General features: G+C 74.3%; 17 protein-coding genes and 1 pseudogene. 8 read left to right on the top strand and 10 right to left on the bottom strand.

Annotation, left to right across the window (positions count from 1 at the left end; genetic code table 11):
* Nucleotides 1-55: 55 nt before the first annotated feature.
* The 3 genes from IE118_RS06440 to IE118_RS06430 all read right to left on the bottom strand — a co-directional run bounded on the left by IE118_RS06440 (nt 56) and on the right by IE118_RS06430 (nt 2,185).
* A complete protein-coding gene (locus IE118_RS06440; protein WP_189556300.1) occupies nt 56-430 on the bottom strand; it encodes a cupin domain-containing protein in 375 nt (124 codons plus the stop codon).
* 91 nt (nt 431-521) lie between these two features.
* The gene (locus IE118_RS06435; protein ID WP_189556299.1) at nt 522-1,499 is read right to left on the bottom strand and encodes a pyridoxal-phosphate dependent enzyme; all 978 of its coding nucleotides are present in this window, start codon (nt 1,497-1,499) and stop codon (nt 522-524) included.
* Nucleotides 1,496-2,185 carry a helix-turn-helix transcriptional regulator gene (locus IE118_RS06430; RefSeq protein ID WP_189556298.1) on the bottom strand — a complete coding sequence of 230 codons (690 nt, stop codon included), beginning with the start codon at nt 2,183-2,185 and terminating at the stop codon, nt 1,496-1,498. The genes IE118_RS06435 and IE118_RS06430 overlap by 4 nt, the downstream gene beginning before the upstream one ends.
* 138 nt (nt 2,186-2,323) lie before the next feature.
* Between IE118_RS06430 and IE118_RS06425 the strand changes: the two genes are divergently transcribed.
* The 3 genes from IE118_RS06425 to IE118_RS06415 are packed head-to-tail and all read left to right on the top strand — an operon-like array spanning nt 2,324 to nt 3,665.
* Nucleotides 2,324-2,815, top strand: coding sequence for a MarR family winged helix-turn-helix transcriptional regulator (locus tag IE118_RS06425; protein WP_189556297.1), 492 nt, complete (start codon nt 2,324-2,326; stop codon nt 2,813-2,815).
* Nucleotides 2,812-3,267, top strand: a complete 456-nt coding sequence (locus IE118_RS06420; RefSeq protein ID WP_189556296.1) for a winged helix DNA-binding protein — start codon at nt 2,812-2,814, stop codon at nt 3,265-3,267. The genes IE118_RS06425 and IE118_RS06420 overlap by 4 nt, the downstream gene beginning before the upstream one ends.
* 50 nt (nt 3,268-3,317) lie before the next feature.
* Nucleotides 3,318-3,665: a tetratricopeptide repeat protein gene (locus tag IE118_RS06415; protein ID WP_189556295.1), complete on the top strand. Its 348-nt coding sequence runs from the start codon at nt 3,318-3,320 to the stop codon at nt 3,663-3,665.
* A 76-nt stretch (nt 3,666-3,741) separates the two neighbouring features.
* On the opposite strand, the gene IE118_RS06410 is transcribed toward IE118_RS06415, so the two are convergent.
* Nucleotides 3,742-5,151 carry a PepSY-associated TM helix domain-containing protein gene (locus tag IE118_RS06410; protein WP_189556294.1) on the bottom strand — a complete coding sequence of 470 codons (1,410 nt, stop codon included), beginning with the start codon at nt 5,149-5,151 and terminating at the stop codon, nt 3,742-3,744.
* Between the two features lie 126 nt (nt 5,152-5,277).
* Between IE118_RS06410 and IE118_RS06405 the strand changes: the two are divergent.
* Nucleotides 5,278-5,919: pseudogene (locus tag IE118_RS06405) on the top strand (peptide deformylase); the annotation flags it as partial.
* 58 nt (nt 5,920-5,977) lie between these two features.
* Here the strand turns inward: IE118_RS06405 and IE118_RS06400 are convergent.
* Nucleotides 5,978-7,423: a dihydrolipoyl dehydrogenase family protein gene (locus tag IE118_RS06400; RefSeq protein WP_189556292.1), complete on the bottom strand. Its 1,446-nt coding sequence runs from the start codon at nt 7,421-7,423 to the stop codon at nt 5,978-5,980.
* Nucleotides 7,424-7,541: 118 nt separating this feature from the next.
* Here IE118_RS06400 and trxA point away from each other — a divergent pair, with 118 nt between their 5' ends.
* Nucleotides 7,542-7,937: a thioredoxin gene (gene trxA / locus IE118_RS06395; RefSeq protein WP_189556291.1), complete on the top strand. Its 396-nt coding sequence runs from the start codon at nt 7,542-7,544 to the stop codon at nt 7,935-7,937.
* Between the two features lie 18 nt (nt 7,938-7,955).
* On the opposite strand, the gene IE118_RS06390 is transcribed toward trxA, so the two are convergent.
* Both IE118_RS06390 and IE118_RS06385 read right to left on the bottom strand, forming a co-directional pair.
* On the bottom strand, nt 7,956-8,993 hold the full coding sequence (locus IE118_RS06390) for a LacI family DNA-binding transcriptional regulator (RefSeq protein WP_229846689.1): 1,038 nt from the start codon (nt 8,991-8,993) through the stop codon (nt 7,956-7,958).
* A gap of 85 nt (nt 8,994-9,078) precedes the next feature.
* On the bottom strand, nt 9,079-9,741 hold the full coding sequence (locus IE118_RS06385; protein WP_189556289.1) for a TetR/AcrR family transcriptional regulator: 663 nt from the start codon (nt 9,739-9,741) through the stop codon (nt 9,079-9,081).
* Between the two features lie 122 nt (nt 9,742-9,863).
* On the opposite strand from IE118_RS06385, the gene IE118_RS06380 reads away from it, so the two are divergent.
* Nucleotides 9,864-10,427, top strand: coding sequence for an NADPH-dependent FMN reductase (locus IE118_RS06380; RefSeq protein WP_189556288.1), 564 nt, complete (start codon nt 9,864-9,866; stop codon nt 10,425-10,427).
* Between the two features lie 171 nt (nt 10,428-10,598).
* Here the strand turns inward: IE118_RS06380 and IE118_RS06375 are convergent, their stop codons facing one another.
* Nucleotides 10,599-11,504 carry a LysR family transcriptional regulator gene (locus tag IE118_RS06375; RefSeq protein ID WP_189556287.1) on the bottom strand — a complete coding sequence of 302 codons (906 nt, stop codon included), beginning with the start codon at nt 11,502-11,504 and terminating at the stop codon, nt 10,599-10,601.
* A 123-nt stretch (nt 11,505-11,627) separates the two neighbouring features.
* On the opposite strand from IE118_RS06375, the gene IE118_RS06370 reads away from it, so the two are divergent.
* Complete coding sequence (locus IE118_RS06370) at nt 11,628-11,873, top strand: hypothetical protein (protein WP_189556286.1); 246 nt, start codon at nt 11,628-11,630, stop codon at nt 11,871-11,873.
* 80 nt (nt 11,874-11,953) lie between these two features.
* Nucleotides 11,954-13,144 carry a CaiB/BaiF CoA transferase family protein gene (locus tag IE118_RS06365; protein ID WP_189556285.1) on the top strand — a complete coding sequence of 397 codons (1,191 nt, stop codon included), beginning with the start codon at nt 11,954-11,956 and terminating at the stop codon, nt 13,142-13,144.
* A 51-nt stretch (nt 13,145-13,195) separates the two neighbouring features.
* On the opposite strand, the gene IE118_RS06360 is transcribed toward IE118_RS06365, so the two are convergent.
* Both IE118_RS06360 and IE118_RS06355 read right to left on the bottom strand, forming a co-directional pair.
* Nucleotides 13,196-13,843, bottom strand: coding sequence for a phosphoribosyltransferase (locus IE118_RS06360; protein WP_189556284.1), 648 nt, complete (start codon nt 13,841-13,843; stop codon nt 13,196-13,198).
* Between the two features lie 166 nt (nt 13,844-14,009).
* Entirely contained in the window at nt 14,010-14,438 is a 429-nt protein-coding gene (locus IE118_RS06355; RefSeq protein WP_189556283.1) for a VOC family protein, read from the bottom strand.
* Between the last annotated feature and the right edge of the window lie 83 nt (nt 14,439-14,521).

The following is a 14,521-nucleotide window of genomic DNA, read 5'->3' as shown; positions in this document are numbered from 1 at the left end:
CACTCCGCGCTCGCGCTCGGGTACTCGGGACGGATACGTCGCCGGGCGGGTTCCGCTAGCGCGTGACGCGCCGGTCGGTCTTCGCGTACTCCTGTGCCATGGCGCCGGCGAAGTCGTACACCACGACCGGCTCGTCCCCGATGACCCACGCGTCGTGTCCCGGCGAGCAGACGAAGACGTCGCCCGGCCCGACCTCGCCCTCGGCTCCGTCGTCCATCCGGATGCGCATGCGGCCCTGGACCACGCACCCGTTGTGGTGGATCTGGCAGCTCTCCGTCCCGGCGATGGGTCCGACGGACTGCGACCAGCGCCACCCCGGCTCGAAGGTGGCCACGGCGAAGTCGAGTCCCGACATGTGGACGGCTTCGAGATGGCCCCTCGGGAAGTCGCGTCGCTCGTCGGGCTTCTCCAGCATCTTGATCTCGAGCATGCCCCTGCTCCCTTCCGCTTCCCCCACCCCCTCATCGTCCGTCCGTCCACCCGGCGCCGCCATTCGGGTGAATGCCGTCCGTGCGGGCAGGTCAGCCGCCCGTCCCGCAGAGCCGGGCGAACCGCTCGGCGTCGACGTTGCCCCCGGAGAGGATCACGCCGACCCGGGGCGGGAGCGGACCGGCGCGGCCGGTGAGCAGCGCGGCGAGGGGCGTGGCGCCGCTGGGCTCCAGGACGATCTTCAGGCGCTCGAAGGCGAACCGCATCGCGTCCCTGATCTCGTCGTCGCCGACCAGCACGATCCCGGCGAGGAGGCGCAAGTTGACGGAGAAGGTCAGCTCGCCCGGGGTGTGCAGCGCCTGGCCGTCGGCGATGGTGCGCGGTACCGGGATGCTGACGCGCCGGCCCGCCTCCAGGGACCTCCTGGTGTCGTCGCCGGCCTCGGGTTCGACTCCGATGACCCGGGTGGCGGGATGGAGGCCCTTGACCGCGGTGGCGCTTCCGGCGATCAGTCCGCCGCCGCCGACCGGTGCGAGCAGGGCGTCCAGCTCGCCCGTCTCCTCGACGAGTTCGAGGGCCGCCGTGCCCTGCCCCGCCATCACGTGCGGGTGCTCGTAGGGCGGGACGAGGGCGAGTCCCCGCTCGGCGGCGAGGGTCTCGGCGACGGCGACCCGGTCGCCGGTGTACCGGTCGTAGGTGACGATCTCGGCGCCGTACCCCTCTGCGGCCGCGCGCTTCGAGGGCGGGGCGTCCTCGGGCATGACGATCACGGCGGTGGTGCCGAGCTCCCGGGCGGCCAGGGCGACGGCCTGCGCGTGGTTCCCGGAGGAGTAGGCCGCGATGCCCCGCGACAGCTGTCCGGGGGCGAGCCGGGAGGCCGCGTTGTAGGCGCCGCGGAACTTGAACGCGCCGACGCGCTGGAAGTTCTCGCACTTCAGGTGCACCTCGGCGCCGACGAGCGCGTCCAGTGTGCGGGAGCGCAGGACGGGGGTGCGGTGGGCGACGCCCTTCAGGCGGGCGGCGGCGGAGCGGACGTCGTCGAGGGTGATCGGCGGGGTGGTGGTCGTCACGTGGGGCCTCCGGTGTCGGTCGGGTCGGCGGTCGTCCTGGACTGGGAGAGGTAGCTGTACGCCGAGGCGCGGGAGATGCCGAGCCGGGCGGCGACCTGCTCGACCGCGCGCCGCACGGCGAAGACACCGCGCGCGTCGAGGCTCCGGAACAGCCGCAGGCGCTCCTCGCGGTCGAGCTGGGCCCAGCCGCGGTGCCGTCGCGGCAGGTGGTCGTCGACGATGGCTCCGACGACGGAGTCGAGGTCGTCGCCGAAGGTGGTCGTCGGCGGTCCGGCCGGAGCGGCGCCCGGGCCGGCGAGCGCGCCGAGCAGCGCGTGCGCCTGTCCCACGGCGGTGACGTCGACATTGACGCACAGGGCGCCGAACACCGCTCCCGTGGAGTCCCGCAGCACCATCGTGGAGGACTTGACGAGGGTGCCGTCGCCGGTCGCGGTGAGGTAGTTGAGCTCGTCGGCCGCCTCGTCGCCGCGGGCGAGCATCCGCATGCCGATCTCGCTCATCGCCCCGCCCACCGTCCGCCCGGTCACCGACCCGGCCACGGCGACCACCGATTCCTCCGGGCGGCGGTAGTCGTGCAGCACCACCTCGCACAGCGGTCCGAACGTCGCCGCGATCCCGTCGACGACGGGCACCGTCGCGGCGAGGATCGCGTCCCGCTCGGCCTCCCGGGCCTGTCCGGCGTCCATGAGCACCTCCCGTTTCCTCACCGCACACCCTAGCTGGACGGAACGTCCAGTGTCTGGACTTCCAGTCCAGAAGTGCCGGGCGGAGCGCGGAAGCCCGAACAGTAGCCATGGCCACCATAGCCATGTACCGTATCTGTCATGAATGCGGTGTACGAGGGCGCGACGCCCGGGTTCCTGGTGTGGCGGCTGTCGATGAAATGGCGTGTGGCGGTCGACCGGGCGGTGTCGCCCCTGGGGCTGACGCACGCGCAGTACTCCGTCGTCGCGACCCTGTACGGAATGCGGCGCTCGGGGGAACGGCCCAGCCAGCGCCGGCTCGCCGACCGCACCGGGCTCGAAGCGCTGTACGTGTCGAAGCTCGCCCGGTCCCTGGAGAGCGCCGGTCTGCTGGAGCGCACCCGCGATCCGCGCGACCCGCGCGCCGTGCAACTGGCGCTCACCCCGCGGGGGGTGGAGGTCACCGGTCGGGCGATCGAGACCGTTCAAGGGCTGTTGCGGCAACTGCTGGAGCCCCTCGGCGGCCTGGAAGGCCCGCGTACTCGCGCGTTCACGGACGACCTGACGACCCTGCTCGACACACCGCTCGCCCTTCCGCCGGACACCGGCACCCACGAGACGGAGCAGTCATGACCACCACCTCACCCACGGTCGACGGCCGCGCCATCGGCCTGGCCCATTACGCGAGCCGGGCGGTCCTGGAGGGCGTGCTGGCGCGGCACGGCGTCACCTTCCCGCAGTCCGTCGCGCTGCGGTTCGCCGTCGCGTCCGGCCGTCCGCTCGGCCGGGCGGAGCTGGCCGGGCACCTCGCCGGCTCGCTCAAGGTCACCGGGGCGGACGCCGCCGCCGTCGTCGACGCCCTGATCGACGCGGGGCTGCTGGCGGCGGGGCAGCCGTCCTCGGTCCGTGTCACGGACGCCGGCCGGCGGACGCAGGAGAGCATCTCCGCCGAGACGGGGGCGGCCTCCGGGAGGATCTACGCGGGCATCCCGGCGGCGGACCTGGCCGCCGCCGGGCGCGTGCTCGCCCTGGTCAGGGAGCGGGCCGACGCGGAACTGGCCGCCGCGGCCGGCAGCGCGGGATAGCGGAATACCGCGGTGTCCGGGGCCGTTGTCGCGCTCGAAGGAGGCCACGAGTGGACACCATGTACTACGACCACGGAACGCCGGCCGAGCGCTGGGAGCGCGCCGGGATGTTCTTCGACGCCAAGGACTACGCCGCCGCCGCGCGCGTCCTGGACTCCCTGGTCGAGGAGGTGCCGGAGCAGACCGGGCCGCGCCTCCTGCTGGCGCGCGCCTACTACCACTCGGCCCAACTGCGCCGCGCGGAGGCCGAGCTGAAGGTGATCGTGGAACGCGACCCGGTGGAGCACTACGCCCGGCTGATGCTCGGGCGCACCCTCCAGCGGCAGGGACGCGACGACGAGGCCCGGCCGCATCTGCGCATAGCCGCCGCGCTGGGCGGCGAGTTCGACGAGGAGTAGCCCGCCGGCGGACGGCCCGGCTCCCGGTGCGGGAGCCGGGCCGTCCGCACGAGGGTCCGGCGGCGCACCGCCGCCGTCACCGCACCGCCGGGCCGCCCGAATACGTCCGCCGCCCGCGCCGGTGGGCGATCTCCCCGAGGAGGATGTCGACGGCGAGGAACACCGCGAGGGGAATGCCGAGCAGGGGGACGAAGTAGCCGAGGACGGCGATCAGCGCCAGCAGGGGGACGAGGACGTGGGGCGGCACCTGCTGCCAGGCCCCCCGCGGGATCGGGCGGCCGAAGGCCGAGCCCCGGCCGCGCTGCCACCACATGCGGTAGCCCCACAGGATCAGCAGGATCAGGGCCGCGGCGAGCGCCATGAGCACGATCTGGTTGGGCAGGCCGAACAGGGTGCCGGTGTGCAGGTCGATGCCCCAGCGGGTCAGTTTGGCGAGGACGGGGTGGTCGGCGAACCGCAGGACGTCGGTGACCTCGCCGGTGGCGGGGTCGACGGCGACCGCGTCCTGCTTCACGGGCCAGCTGCGCTGGATTTGCTTCACGACGTACGCGGAGGTCTCGTCGGCGGGCGGCACGATCTCCACCGGATCGCCCAGGCCCTCGGCCCGTGCCGCCGTGAGCACCTTGTCCAGGCCCACTCCGTGCGCCGCGTCGCCCGCGGGACCGCCGGCCGGTCCGTGGCCCGCGTGTTCGCCGCCGCCCGCGGCGGACACCGACGGGGTCTCCTGGCCGAGGGAGGCACGCAGTTCGCCGATGTTCGCGCCGGCGTAGGTGGACCAGGTGAGTCCGGTCGCCGAGAGGAGGAGGAAGCCGATCGCGGCCCAGGCGCCCACGCTGCCGTGCAGTCCCAGCGTGCGGCGCCGTCCGCCGGTGCCGCGCACCGTGCGCAGGGCGCGGCGGCGGGAGAACCACAGCACCAGGCCGCCCGCGGCGATCACCCACAGCCAGCTGGCCGCGAACTCGCTGTACAGACGGCCGGTTTCTCCGAGGTGGAGATCGCGGTGGAACTCGTCGATCCAGGTGCGCAGGGGCAACGCGCCCGTGGAGCCGTACTGTTCCAGCTCGCCGCGCACCTCCGCCGTGTAGGGGTCGACGAACACGGCCAGGGTGTGGCCGGGGTCCACCCCCGGTATGCCGGACAGCATCACCCTGGTGGTGGCGTCCGCCTCGGGTGCGGGACGCACGGCGGCGATCGTGCCGCCGGGGTGGGCCTCACGGGCGGCGGCGACCTGTTCGGACAGGGGCAGTTCGCGGTCGCCCGCGGGGACGGTCAGCTCGTGGTCGTAGACGATCTTCTCGGCCTGGAAGGAGGCGGCGTAGAGCAGGCCGGTGAGGGCGGCGACGAGGAGGAAGGGCGCCACCACCACGCCCGCGTAGAAGTGCAGACGCAGGACGAGAGGGCGCAGGGTGGCCCACGCGCTCTTCGCGGGTGCGGGAGCGGGAGGTTGAGCAGCTTCGTCCGTGGTGGCCGTGGGAGCGGTGGTCATCGGTGGGGTTCTCCCGGGGACGTCGGAGAGGGCATGGCGGTGCAGTAGTCGGGGCGGCGGGCCGCCGAGTTCCCGGGAAGGAGATGTGACCTGCGACACGGGCAGCGGGCGTGCGATCCTGACGGTATGGAAATTCCGGACAATCGCGCACCCCTGGCCGAGAGGATCGAGCAACTGCTCGCCGTGGAGGGGCCGTTGCCCATCGTCGCGGCCGGTGATCCGGTGCTGCGGGGCGGGACCGAGCCGTACGACGGCCAGTTGGGGCCCGCCCTGCTGGCCCGGTTCGTGGAGGCGCTGCGCGTCACCATGCGCGCGGCACCGGGAGTCGGGCTGGCCGCGCCGCAGGTCGGGGTGGCGCTGCGGATCGCGGTGATCGAGGATCCCGCGCCCGTTCCGGAGGAGGTGCGGCTGGTGCGCGGGCGGGTTCCGCAGCCGTTCCGGGTGCTGGTCAATCCGGCGTACGAGCCGGTGGGCGCCGGGCTGGCCGCCTTCTACGAGGGGTGTCTGAGCGTGCCGGGGTACCAGGCGGTCGTGGCGCGGGCCGCGCGGGTGCGGCTGACCGGGCAGGACGAGCACGGGCGGGCGCTGGACGAGGCGTTCGACGGCTGGCCGGCCCGGATCGTCCAGCACGAGGTCGATCACCTCGACGGCACCCTGTACCTGGACCGGGCCGAACCGCGCTCATTGTCCACCCATCAGGCCGCGGCGGAGCACTGGGCGCAGCCCACGCCGGAGCGGGCGGCACGGGTCCTGGGCTTCGGCCTGCCGCAGGGACGGCCGCCGGGGCCGGTGGACCCCGGCGGCGCACCGGCCGGCGCCGGCCCGTTCACGCGTCCCGGTACGCCTCCAGCAGACGCAGCCACACCTCGCTGATCGTCGGGTACGACGGGACCGCGTGCCACAGCCGGTCGACCGGGACCCGGGCGGCCACCGCGACGGTCGCCGCGTGGATGAGTTCGCCGACGCCCGGGCCGACGAGGGTGAGGCCGCGCAGGATCTCCTCCTCGAGGTCGACGACCATGCGGGCGCGGCCCTTGTAGCCGTCGACGTACAGGCTCGCGCCGGCGACGGAGGAGAGGTCCACGTCGACGGCGCGGACGCGGTGGCCCGCCCGTTCCGCCTCGGCCAGGGAGAGGCCGACGGCGGCCGCCTCGGGGTCGGTGAAGACCACCTGGGGCACGGCGGCGTGGTCGGCGGTGGCGGCGTGCGCGCCCCACTCGTCCGCGCGCACCGGTTCGCCCGCCGCCCGGCAGGCGATGGCGGCGCCGGCGATCCTGGCCTGGTACTTGCCCTGGTGGGTGAGGAGGGCACGGTGATTGGCGTCGCCGACGGCGTACAGCCAGTCGTGGCCGGTGACGCGGAGGGTGTCGTCGACGGTGAGCCAGGAGCCCGGCTCCAGGCCGATCGTCTCCAGGCCGATGTCGTCGGTGCGCGGGGCGCGGCCGGTGGCGAAGAGGATCTCGTCGGCCTCGATCCGGTCACCGCCGTCGGTGACGACGTGGACGGTGCCGTTCTCCCGGGTCACCGACTTCACGGAGGTGCCGGTGCGGATCTCGGCGCCGGCCTCCGTGAGCGCTTCGGCGACCAGCTCCCCGGCGAAGGGCTCCATGCGGTCCAGCAGCCCTCCGCCGCGGACGAGGAGGGTGACCCGGGAGCCGAGCGCCTGCCAGGCGCAGGCCATCTCGGTGGCGACGACGCCGCCGCCGACCACGACCAGCCGGCCGGGAACCGACCGGGCGCTGGTGGCCTCCCGGCTGGTCCAGGGCCTGACCTCGGCGAGTCCGGGCAGGTCGGGCAGCTTGGCGCGGCTGCCGGTGCAGACGGCGACGGCGTGCCGGGCGGTCAGGACGCGTTCCCCGCCGTCAGGTCCGGTGACGGTGAGGGTGCGCGGGCCGGTGAGCCGTCCGTGGCCCCGGTACAGGTCCGCTCCGGTGCCGTCCAGCCACTGGACCTGGCCGTCGTCCTTCCAGTGGGACGCGTACGCGTCCCGGTGGGCGAGGACGGCGGCGGTGTCCAGGGGCCCCTGGACCGCCTGTTTCAGACCGGGGGTGCGGCGGGCGTCGGCACGGGTGATGACCGGGCGGAGCAGTGCCTTGCTGGGCGAGCACGCCCAGTAGGAGCACTCGCCGCCGACCAGTTCGCCCTCCACGACCGCGGTGGTGAGTCCGGCGGCCCGGGTCCGGTCGGCGACGTTCTCGCCCACGGGCCCGGCCCCGAGCACCACGACGTCGTAGGCGGCTGATTCCGGTTGCGTCGGTTGCGTTTCCGTCATGACGTCAGTCTGGTGGGCGGTGTGCTCCGTGACCACATGGGTAGGGGCGCGGAATACGCGACCGGCCGGCCGTGTTGTGCCGAACCCCGCCCCCCACACCAGGAAGAGGGAACACGCCATGAGCAGCACCGTGGAGCTCACCAAGGAGAACTTCGACCAGATGGTCACGGACAACGAGTTCGTGCTGATCGACTTCTGGGCGGCCTGGTGCGGTCCCTGCCGGCAGTTCGCCCCCGTGTACGAGAAGGCGGCGGAGGAGAACCCCGACCTGGTCTTCGGCAAGGTGGACACGGAGGCGCAGCCGGAGCTGGCCGCGGCCTTCGGCATCCAGTCGATCCCCACGCTGATGATCGTGCGTGACCAGGTGGCCGTGTTCGCCCAGCCGGGTGCGCTGCCGGAGGCGGCGCTGACGGACGTGATCGGGCAGGCGCGCAAGCTGGACATGGACGACGTGCGCAAGCAGATCGCCGAGCAGCAGGCGCAGCAGGGTCAGGCGCCCGACGCGAGCGCCTGACGCCGCGGCGCGGCGGGGTCAGCTGGACTCGCGCCGCACGACCGACGCCCCGAGCACCTTGTGCGCCTCGGGTGCCGCGGCCGGGTCGCGCACCGCGCGGTCGACCAGGTCGGCCAGTTCGCGGCCGGTGGGCAGGTCGAGGTGGACGGTGCTCAGCCGGGGCCGCAGCAGCCTGCCGAGCATCAGGTTGTCGGCGCCGAGCACGGCCGTCTCCTCGGGGATGCGCACACCCTCGTCCTGGAGCGCGCGCATCAGCAGCATCGCGTACTCGTCGTTGTAGGTGAACACGGCGTCGAGGCCGAGAGCGCGCCAGCGGCCGGCGAGCCGGGCGGCGGCTCCCTCGTCGTGGGCCAGCGGCAGCTCGGTGACCGTCGCGCCGGTCCCGCTCAGGGCGGCGCGCACGCCGGCCAGCCGGGGCGCGGAGAACGCCTCCAGGCCGGGCTCGCGCGGGACGACCACGCCGATCCGGCGGCGCCCCCGGTCGAACAGGTGCGCGCCGGCGCTGTGGCCGACCACGTCGTGGTCCATGAGCAGGGCGTGCGCCCCTTCCACCGGCTCGGGGCCGAGCGTGACGACGGCCCGCGCCCCCGAGCGCTTGAGCACCTCGACACCGCGCGGGCCGAGACCCGAGCCGGGGACCAGCACGGCCACCGGCCGCAGCTCCGCCCAGGCCCGGGCGGCCTCGTCGTCGTGCAGGCCGACGGTGCCGTACTGCACGACCGTGTAGTCGAGGCGGCCGAGGGCGGCCTGGAGATCGTTGATGAACTGGCTGTAGAGCGGGCCCACCGGGAAGGCGGGCGCCGGCATCAGGACCATGCGGCTGTGCCCGGCGCGCAGGCTGCGGGCCGCGGCGTGCGGCACGTAGCCGAGTTCCCTCGCGGCCTCGCGGACCCTGCGTCGGGTGGGCTCGCTGATCCGCACGGCGCCGGCGTTGTTCAGGACGTAGGAGACGGTCGCGCGCGAGACGCCGGCCAGGCGGGCCACATCGGCGCTCGTGGGTACGGAGCGCGTCGGTGCCGGGGTCGCGGGCGCGGGCGGGTTCGATATCTGCACCATGACGTACCGCATCCTTGCAGAAGCGGTAACGGGGCTTCGCGGCGGGTGAGTTGACGCTCCCCGGCGGAGTGGGCGCCGGGGAGTGTCAGCGGGCGGCGGCGGAACCCGTGACCCGGTCGACCAGGTCGGTCCACGCGGCTTCGAGACGCTCCGGCGGCATGCCGCACTGGCGGACCAGGTGGTGGACCAGGGCGGGGTCGAGCTGGGCCATCAGCGTGTAGGCCAGGAGCTCGCAGTCCGCGTCCGGGACCGCCTCGCGCAGCAGCAGGGTGACGTGGTGGCGCAGCACCCGGCGGGGAGCCACGGTGTAGCGGCGTCCGGCGTCCGCCTCGGCGGCCAGTTGCAGTTCCAGCTCGTCCGCGGTGCGGCGGAGCATGGCGAGACCGAACGCCCGCAACCGGTCGACCGGGGGCGCTCCCGGGCCGAGCGGCGCGGGGCCGCTGAGGAAAGCGGCCTGGAACTTCTTCTCGGAGTGGTCGAGCAGCGCGGTGAGCAGCCCGGTGCGGTCGCCGAACCGGCGGAAGACCGTCCCCTTGCCGACGCGGGCGGCGGCCGCCACCTCCTCCATGGTGATGCCGTCGGCCCCGCGCTCGGCGACGAGCCGGGCGGCCGCCTCCAGCAACCGGGCGCGGTTGCGGGCGGCGTCGGCGCGCAGGCAGGGCTCGTCGGCGTCGGTGCCGAGCCGGAACAACTCCTGCGGCTCGACGGGCTCCTGGGGCCTGGGGACGGGCGGCGTCGCGGCGGACATGAAGCCAGCGTAAAGCATCGGGAAGAAACTGGACCGGGGTCCGGTTGGAGTGCTACAACTACAAACCGGACCCCGGTCCGGATTATCGAGGCCTCGTTCTCATCCCCCCCAGGAGTTTCGTCATGTCTGTTCGCATCCTCGCCCTCGTCGGCAGCCTTCGTTCCGGTTCGCACAACCGGCAGCTCGCCGAGGCCGCGGTGAAGCTCGCGCCCGCCGGCACCGAGGTGGCCCTCTACGAGGGTCTGGCCGAGATTCCCTTCTACAACGAGGACATCGACGTCGAGGGCAGCGTCCCGGCCGCCGCCGCCAAGCTGCGGGAGACCGCCGCCGGCGCCGACGCGCTGCTGCTCTTCACGCCGGAGTACAACGGCACGATCCCGGCCGTCCTGAAGAACGCCATCGACTGGCTCTCCCGCCCGTTCGGCGCCGGCGCCATCGGCGGCAAGCCGGTCGTCGTCGTCGGCACCGCGTTCGGCCAGTACGGCGGCGTCTGGGCGCAGGACGAGGCCCGCAAGGCCGTGGGCATCGCCGGCGGCAAGGTCATCGAGGACATCAAGCTGTCCATCCCCGGCTCGGTGACCCGCTTCGCCGAGACCCACCCCGCCGACGACGCCGAGGTCACCGAGCAGCTGACCGACGTCATCAGCCGCCTGCAGATCCTGCTCGACCGGCCGACGGCCGCCTGACCCACCCCCCGGGGCGGCGGCACGCGGCCTCCGGTCCCGCACCCGCCGTTCCACCGGCGGGACGCCGGCCACGCGGCGCGGAGGGGCCGCGGTCCTGAGGACCGCGGCCCCTCCGCGCCGTCTCGCTCCGTGGCCGGCGCACGGCACCGTCCGCCCGTCGGCCGGGGTTGCTCAGGCGACCGCGGCCCGCGCCAGTTCACCCAGTTCGCGCACGGCGGCGTCCACCGCGGGGCGGGCGTGGCCGCCGGCACGGGTGCAGGTCAGCAGCGCGCGGTGCGGGTCGCCCGCACAGGGCACCCGGACGATCGGCAGGTCCGGGGCGGGACGGGCCAGGCGCGGGATCAGGGCGACGCCCAGTCCGTGGGCCACGAGATGGGCGATCGCGTTCCAGTCGTGGGCGTGGTGGACGACGTCCGGGGCGAAACCGGCGGCGCCGCAGGCCGACATGACGTGCAGCCGGCAGGGGATCTCCGGCGCCGGCGCGATCCACGGCTCGCGTGCCGCCTCGGCGAGGTCGATCCGCTCGGCGCCGGCCAGCCGGTGCCCGGCCGGGACCACCAGGTCGAACGGGTCGTCCAGCAGCGGCTGCCGGTCGAACCGGGCGTCGCCCGGCGGAGGATCGAGCGGCGTGGCCTCCACCACGGCCAGATCGACGGCCCCTTCGAAGAGCAGGTCGAAGCTCCGCCCGACGGCCGCCTCGGTGATCCGCACCGACAGCCGCGGGTGCCGCTCGCGCAGCCGGGCGGCCATCGGTGCCAGCAGCACCGAGACGGCCACCGGGAAGCCGGTCACGCGCAGGACGCCCGCCGGGGCGTCGCGGCCGGCCCGCAGGTCCTGCTCCGCCTGGTCCCAGCGCGCCTCGATGGCGTCGGCGTGCGCCAGCAGGCTCTCGGCGGCCGGGGTGAGCCGTACCCCGCGCCCCTGCGGCTCCAGGAGGACGACGTCCAGGTCGCGCGCGAGCTGACGGATCTGCTGGGAGGCCGCCGACGGGGTGAAGTGCAGGGCACGGGCCGCCGCGGTGACCGTGCCGTAGTGGGCGACCGCCCTGAGGACGTGCAGCCGGCGCAGATCGATCATGTAGCTCACGCTTCACGGTGAGGTGCGGAAAGTCAACCTGGACGTGTACGGATGTGCCGACGCACCCTGGCTGTGTCGCGACGACCCGCACGGACCGAGCCGTCGAGGAACCGAGGAGTCATCATGACCGGCACCACTGGCACCACCGGCGCCACGGGGACGACCGCCACCCGCTGCCCGTACTGCGGGTGGCCGGACGACGCCGAGCCGTTCCGGGTGGTGTCCCGGCACGGCACCGGGTCGGGCAGCACGGTGTGGACCCGCTGCGGCTGCGGCTCTCTCCAGGTCCGCGCGGTCGACGGGCGCGGCTCCCGCGTCGTGTCGCGCAGCCGTCCGGCCGACGCCCCGTCCGGCCGGACCGGCCGGTGAACGGACCGGGCGGCCGTTGACAGGCGGCCGCCCCCGCCGTACTAATCGTCGGGCGGTGTTCCGGAAACCGGCGGGAAGGCGTGGACGTGCGGGGACTCCCCTTGTCCGGGGTGACGGTGGTCAGCGTGGAGCAGGCGGTGGCGGCGCCCTATGCCACCCGTCAGCTGGCCGACCTGGGCGCGCGTGTGATCAAGGTGGAGCGGCCGGGCGAGGGCGACTTCGCGCGGCGCTACGACACCACCGTCCACGGCCACTCCAGCTACTTCGTGTGGATCAACCGCTCCAAGGAGTCCCTCACCCTGGACCTGAAGGACCCGCGGGGCCGCGCGATCCTGCACCGGCTGCTCGCGGACGCCGACGTGTTCGTGCAGAACCTCGCACCCGGCGCCGCCGGCCGGCTCGGTCTGGGGACCGGGGAGCTGACCCGCCGCCACCCCCGGCTGATCCCCTGCACGATCTCCGGCTACGGCACGAGCGGCCCGTGGGCGGACCGCAAGGCCTACGACATGCTGATGCAGTGCCAGACGGGCCTGGTGTCCCTGACCGGCACACCGGAGGAGACCGCACGCACCGGGATCTCCGTCGCCGACATCGCCGCCGGGATGTACGCGTACAGCGGTGTGCTGACCGCCCTCTACACCCGTGCCACCAGCGGCACGGTCCATCCGGTGGAGGTGTCCCTGTTCGAGGCGCTGGCCGAGTGGATGGGCCAGCCCGCCTACTACACCCGCTACGGCGGCAGCCAGCCCCCTCGCCTGGGCACCCAGCACGCCACCATCGCCCCGTACGGGACCTACCCGGCGGCGGACGGCCGCGAGGTGCTGTTCTCGGTCCAGAACGAACGCGAGTGGGTGGTCCTGTGCGCCCGGTTCCTCGGCCGGCCGGAGCTGGCCGGCGATCCGCGGTTCGCGACCGCTTCGGACCGCGTGGCGCACCGGGACGAGCTGAACGCGGTCATCGCGGAGCGTTTCGCCCGCGACGGCGCGGAGGAGCTGCTGAAGGAACTCGAGTCGATCGGCATCGCCTGCGCCGGGGTCAACGACGTCGCGGCGTTCCTCGACCATCCGGTGCTCACCGCCCGCGGCCGCCGGCGCGAGGTCGCGGTGCCGGGGGCGACGGTGGAGGCCCTGCTCCCGCCGGCCGACCTCGCGGGCGTCCCCGCCCGCATGGACCCGGTGCCCGCCGTGGGCGAGCACACGGACGCGATCCTGGCGGAACTGGGTCACGGCCCCGAGGAGATCGAGGCCCTGCGCGCGGACGCCGTCGTCTGAGGGCCCCGCGGTCAGCGGGGGGGGACGGCAGGGCGGGGACGGCGGACCCGGCTACGCCCGCCCGGCGCGCAGCGCGCCCAGGACGTCCTCGTCGGTGAGCTGGCCGAATTCGTCGTACCACTGGCCCACGGACATGAACGCGGTGGGCTCGTGGAGACACACCACCTCGTCGGCCTCGGCCCGCATCGCCGCCACGCCCTGGGGCGAGCCGACCGGGACGGCCAGCACCAGCCGGCCGGGGCCGACGGCGCGCAGGGAGCGCAGCGCGGCCCGGGCGGTGGAACCGGTCGCGAGCCCGTCGTCGACGACGACCACGGTCCGCCCGCGCACCTCGGGGGCGGGCCGGCCCTCGCGGTAGAGCCGTTCCCTGCGGCGCAGCTCCGCGCGCTCCCGGTCGACGACGGGCGCGAGATCGGCTTCGTCCAGGCCCAGGCCGCGCAGGGCCTCGGCGTCGTACAGCGGAACCCCGTCACCGGCCATCGCGCCGACCCCGAACTCCTCGTGGAAGGGGGCGCCGACCTTCCGTACGACGAGGACGTCGAGCGGCGCGCCGAGCGTCCCGGCGACCTCGGCGGCCACGGCGACACCGCCCCGGGGCAGCGCCAGCACGACCGGGTCGGGCAGGGCTCCAGCGTCCTGCCGCTCCCGCAGCAGCGCGGCCAGTTCCCGCCCGGCCTCCCGGCGATCACGGAACCGCATGCCTCCCGCGTACCCCTTTCCCGGCACCCGAAGCGCCCGCGCCCTCCAGCCCGGGAAGCACCCCTCCGGGGAGTTCCGGGAGCCGGGGGTCCGGGGTGCAGCGCCGCCGGGGAGACGGGAGGGGCGTCGGGATGGTGAACACACCCCACCGCCCCTCCCCTGCCGCCTAGACCGCCCCGGCGACCACCTCGGTGACCCCGTTCAGCGGTGACTCCGGCTCGCTCCCGTAGGGCCGGGTGATGACCTCCAGCCCGTGACCGGACGGATCCGGGAAGTACACGCCGCGCCCCCCGTCGTTGCGGTTGATGCGGCGAGGGTGCCTGCCGTGCGGGTCGGCCTGCAGCGGGACCCCGCCGGCCACGAGCCGGCCGAGGACGGCGTCGAACTCGTCCTCGGAGACGAGGAACGCGTAGTGCTGGACCGGGATGTCGATGTCGACGGTGGCGAAGTCCAGGGTGACGCCGTTGGCGGTCGTCACCGGGAGGAACATCCCGGCCGGCTCTCCGACCTCCAGTCCGAGGATCTCGGCGAGGAAACGGGCGGACCTCTCCCGGTCACGGGTGAGCACGATGGTGTGGTTGAACTCGACTGACACGGTGCAATGCCTCCACGGGCATCCGCGGCGCCTCCATGCCTCACCCGGTCGGTGACCGGCACGCGATGCCGCGCGGAAGAGCG

It is taken from the genome of Streptomyces pilosus (assembly GCF_014649835.1).
GTDB lineage: Bacteria > Actinomycetota > Actinomycetes > Streptomycetales > Streptomycetaceae > Streptomyces > Streptomyces pilosus.
The sequence above is the reverse complement of the archived record's forward strand: the minus strand, read 5'-3'. Positions and strand labels throughout refer to the sequence as shown.

Excerpts from the sequence above, each read along its gene's own strand:
- IE118_RS06420 (WP_189556296.1), top strand. The coding sequence starts at position 2,812 with ATGACCACCACCTCACCCACGGTCGACGGCCGCGCCATCGGCCTGGCC.
- IE118_RS06370 (WP_189556286.1), top strand. The coding sequence starts at position 11,628 with ATGACCGGCACCACTGGCACCACCGGCGCCACGGGGACGACCGCCACC.
- IE118_RS06385 (WP_189556289.1), bottom strand. The coding sequence starts at position 9,741 with ATGTCCGCCGCGACGCCGCCCGTCCCCAGGCCCCAGGAGCCCGTCGAG.
- IE118_RS06430 (WP_189556298.1), bottom strand. The coding sequence starts at position 2,185 with ATGGACGCCGGACAGGCCCGGGAGGCCGAGCGGGACGCGATCCTCGCC.
- IE118_RS06360 (WP_189556284.1), bottom strand. The coding sequence starts at position 13,843 with ATGCGGTTCCGTGATCGCCGGGAGGCCGGGCGGGAACTGGCCGCGCTG.
- IE118_RS06390 (WP_229846689.1), bottom strand. The coding sequence starts at position 8,993 with ATGGTGCAGATATCGAACCCGCCCGCGCCCGCGACCCCGGCACCGACG.
- IE118_RS06410 (WP_189556294.1), bottom strand. The coding sequence starts at position 5,151 with ATGACCACCGCTCCCACGGCCACCACGGACGAAGCTGCTCAACCTCCC.
- IE118_RS06400 (WP_189556292.1), bottom strand. The coding sequence starts at position 7,423 with ATGACGGAAACGCAACCGACGCAACCGGAATCAGCCGCCTACGACGTC.
- IE118_RS06440 (WP_189556300.1), bottom strand. The coding sequence starts at position 430 with ATGCTCGAGATCAAGATGCTGGAGAAGCCCGACGAGCGACGCGACTTC.
- IE118_RS06380 (WP_189556288.1), top strand. The coding sequence starts at position 9,864 with ATGTCTGTTCGCATCCTCGCCCTCGTCGGCAGCCTTCGTTCCGGTTCG.
- IE118_RS06375 (WP_189556287.1), bottom strand. The coding sequence starts at position 11,504 with ATGATCGATCTGCGCCGGCTGCACGTCCTCAGGGCGGTCGCCCACTAC.
- trxA (WP_189556291.1), top strand. The coding sequence starts at position 7,542 with ATGAGCAGCACCGTGGAGCTCACCAAGGAGAACTTCGACCAGATGGTC.
- IE118_RS06425 (WP_189556297.1), top strand. The coding sequence starts at position 2,324 with ATGAATGCGGTGTACGAGGGCGCGACGCCCGGGTTCCTGGTGTGGCGG.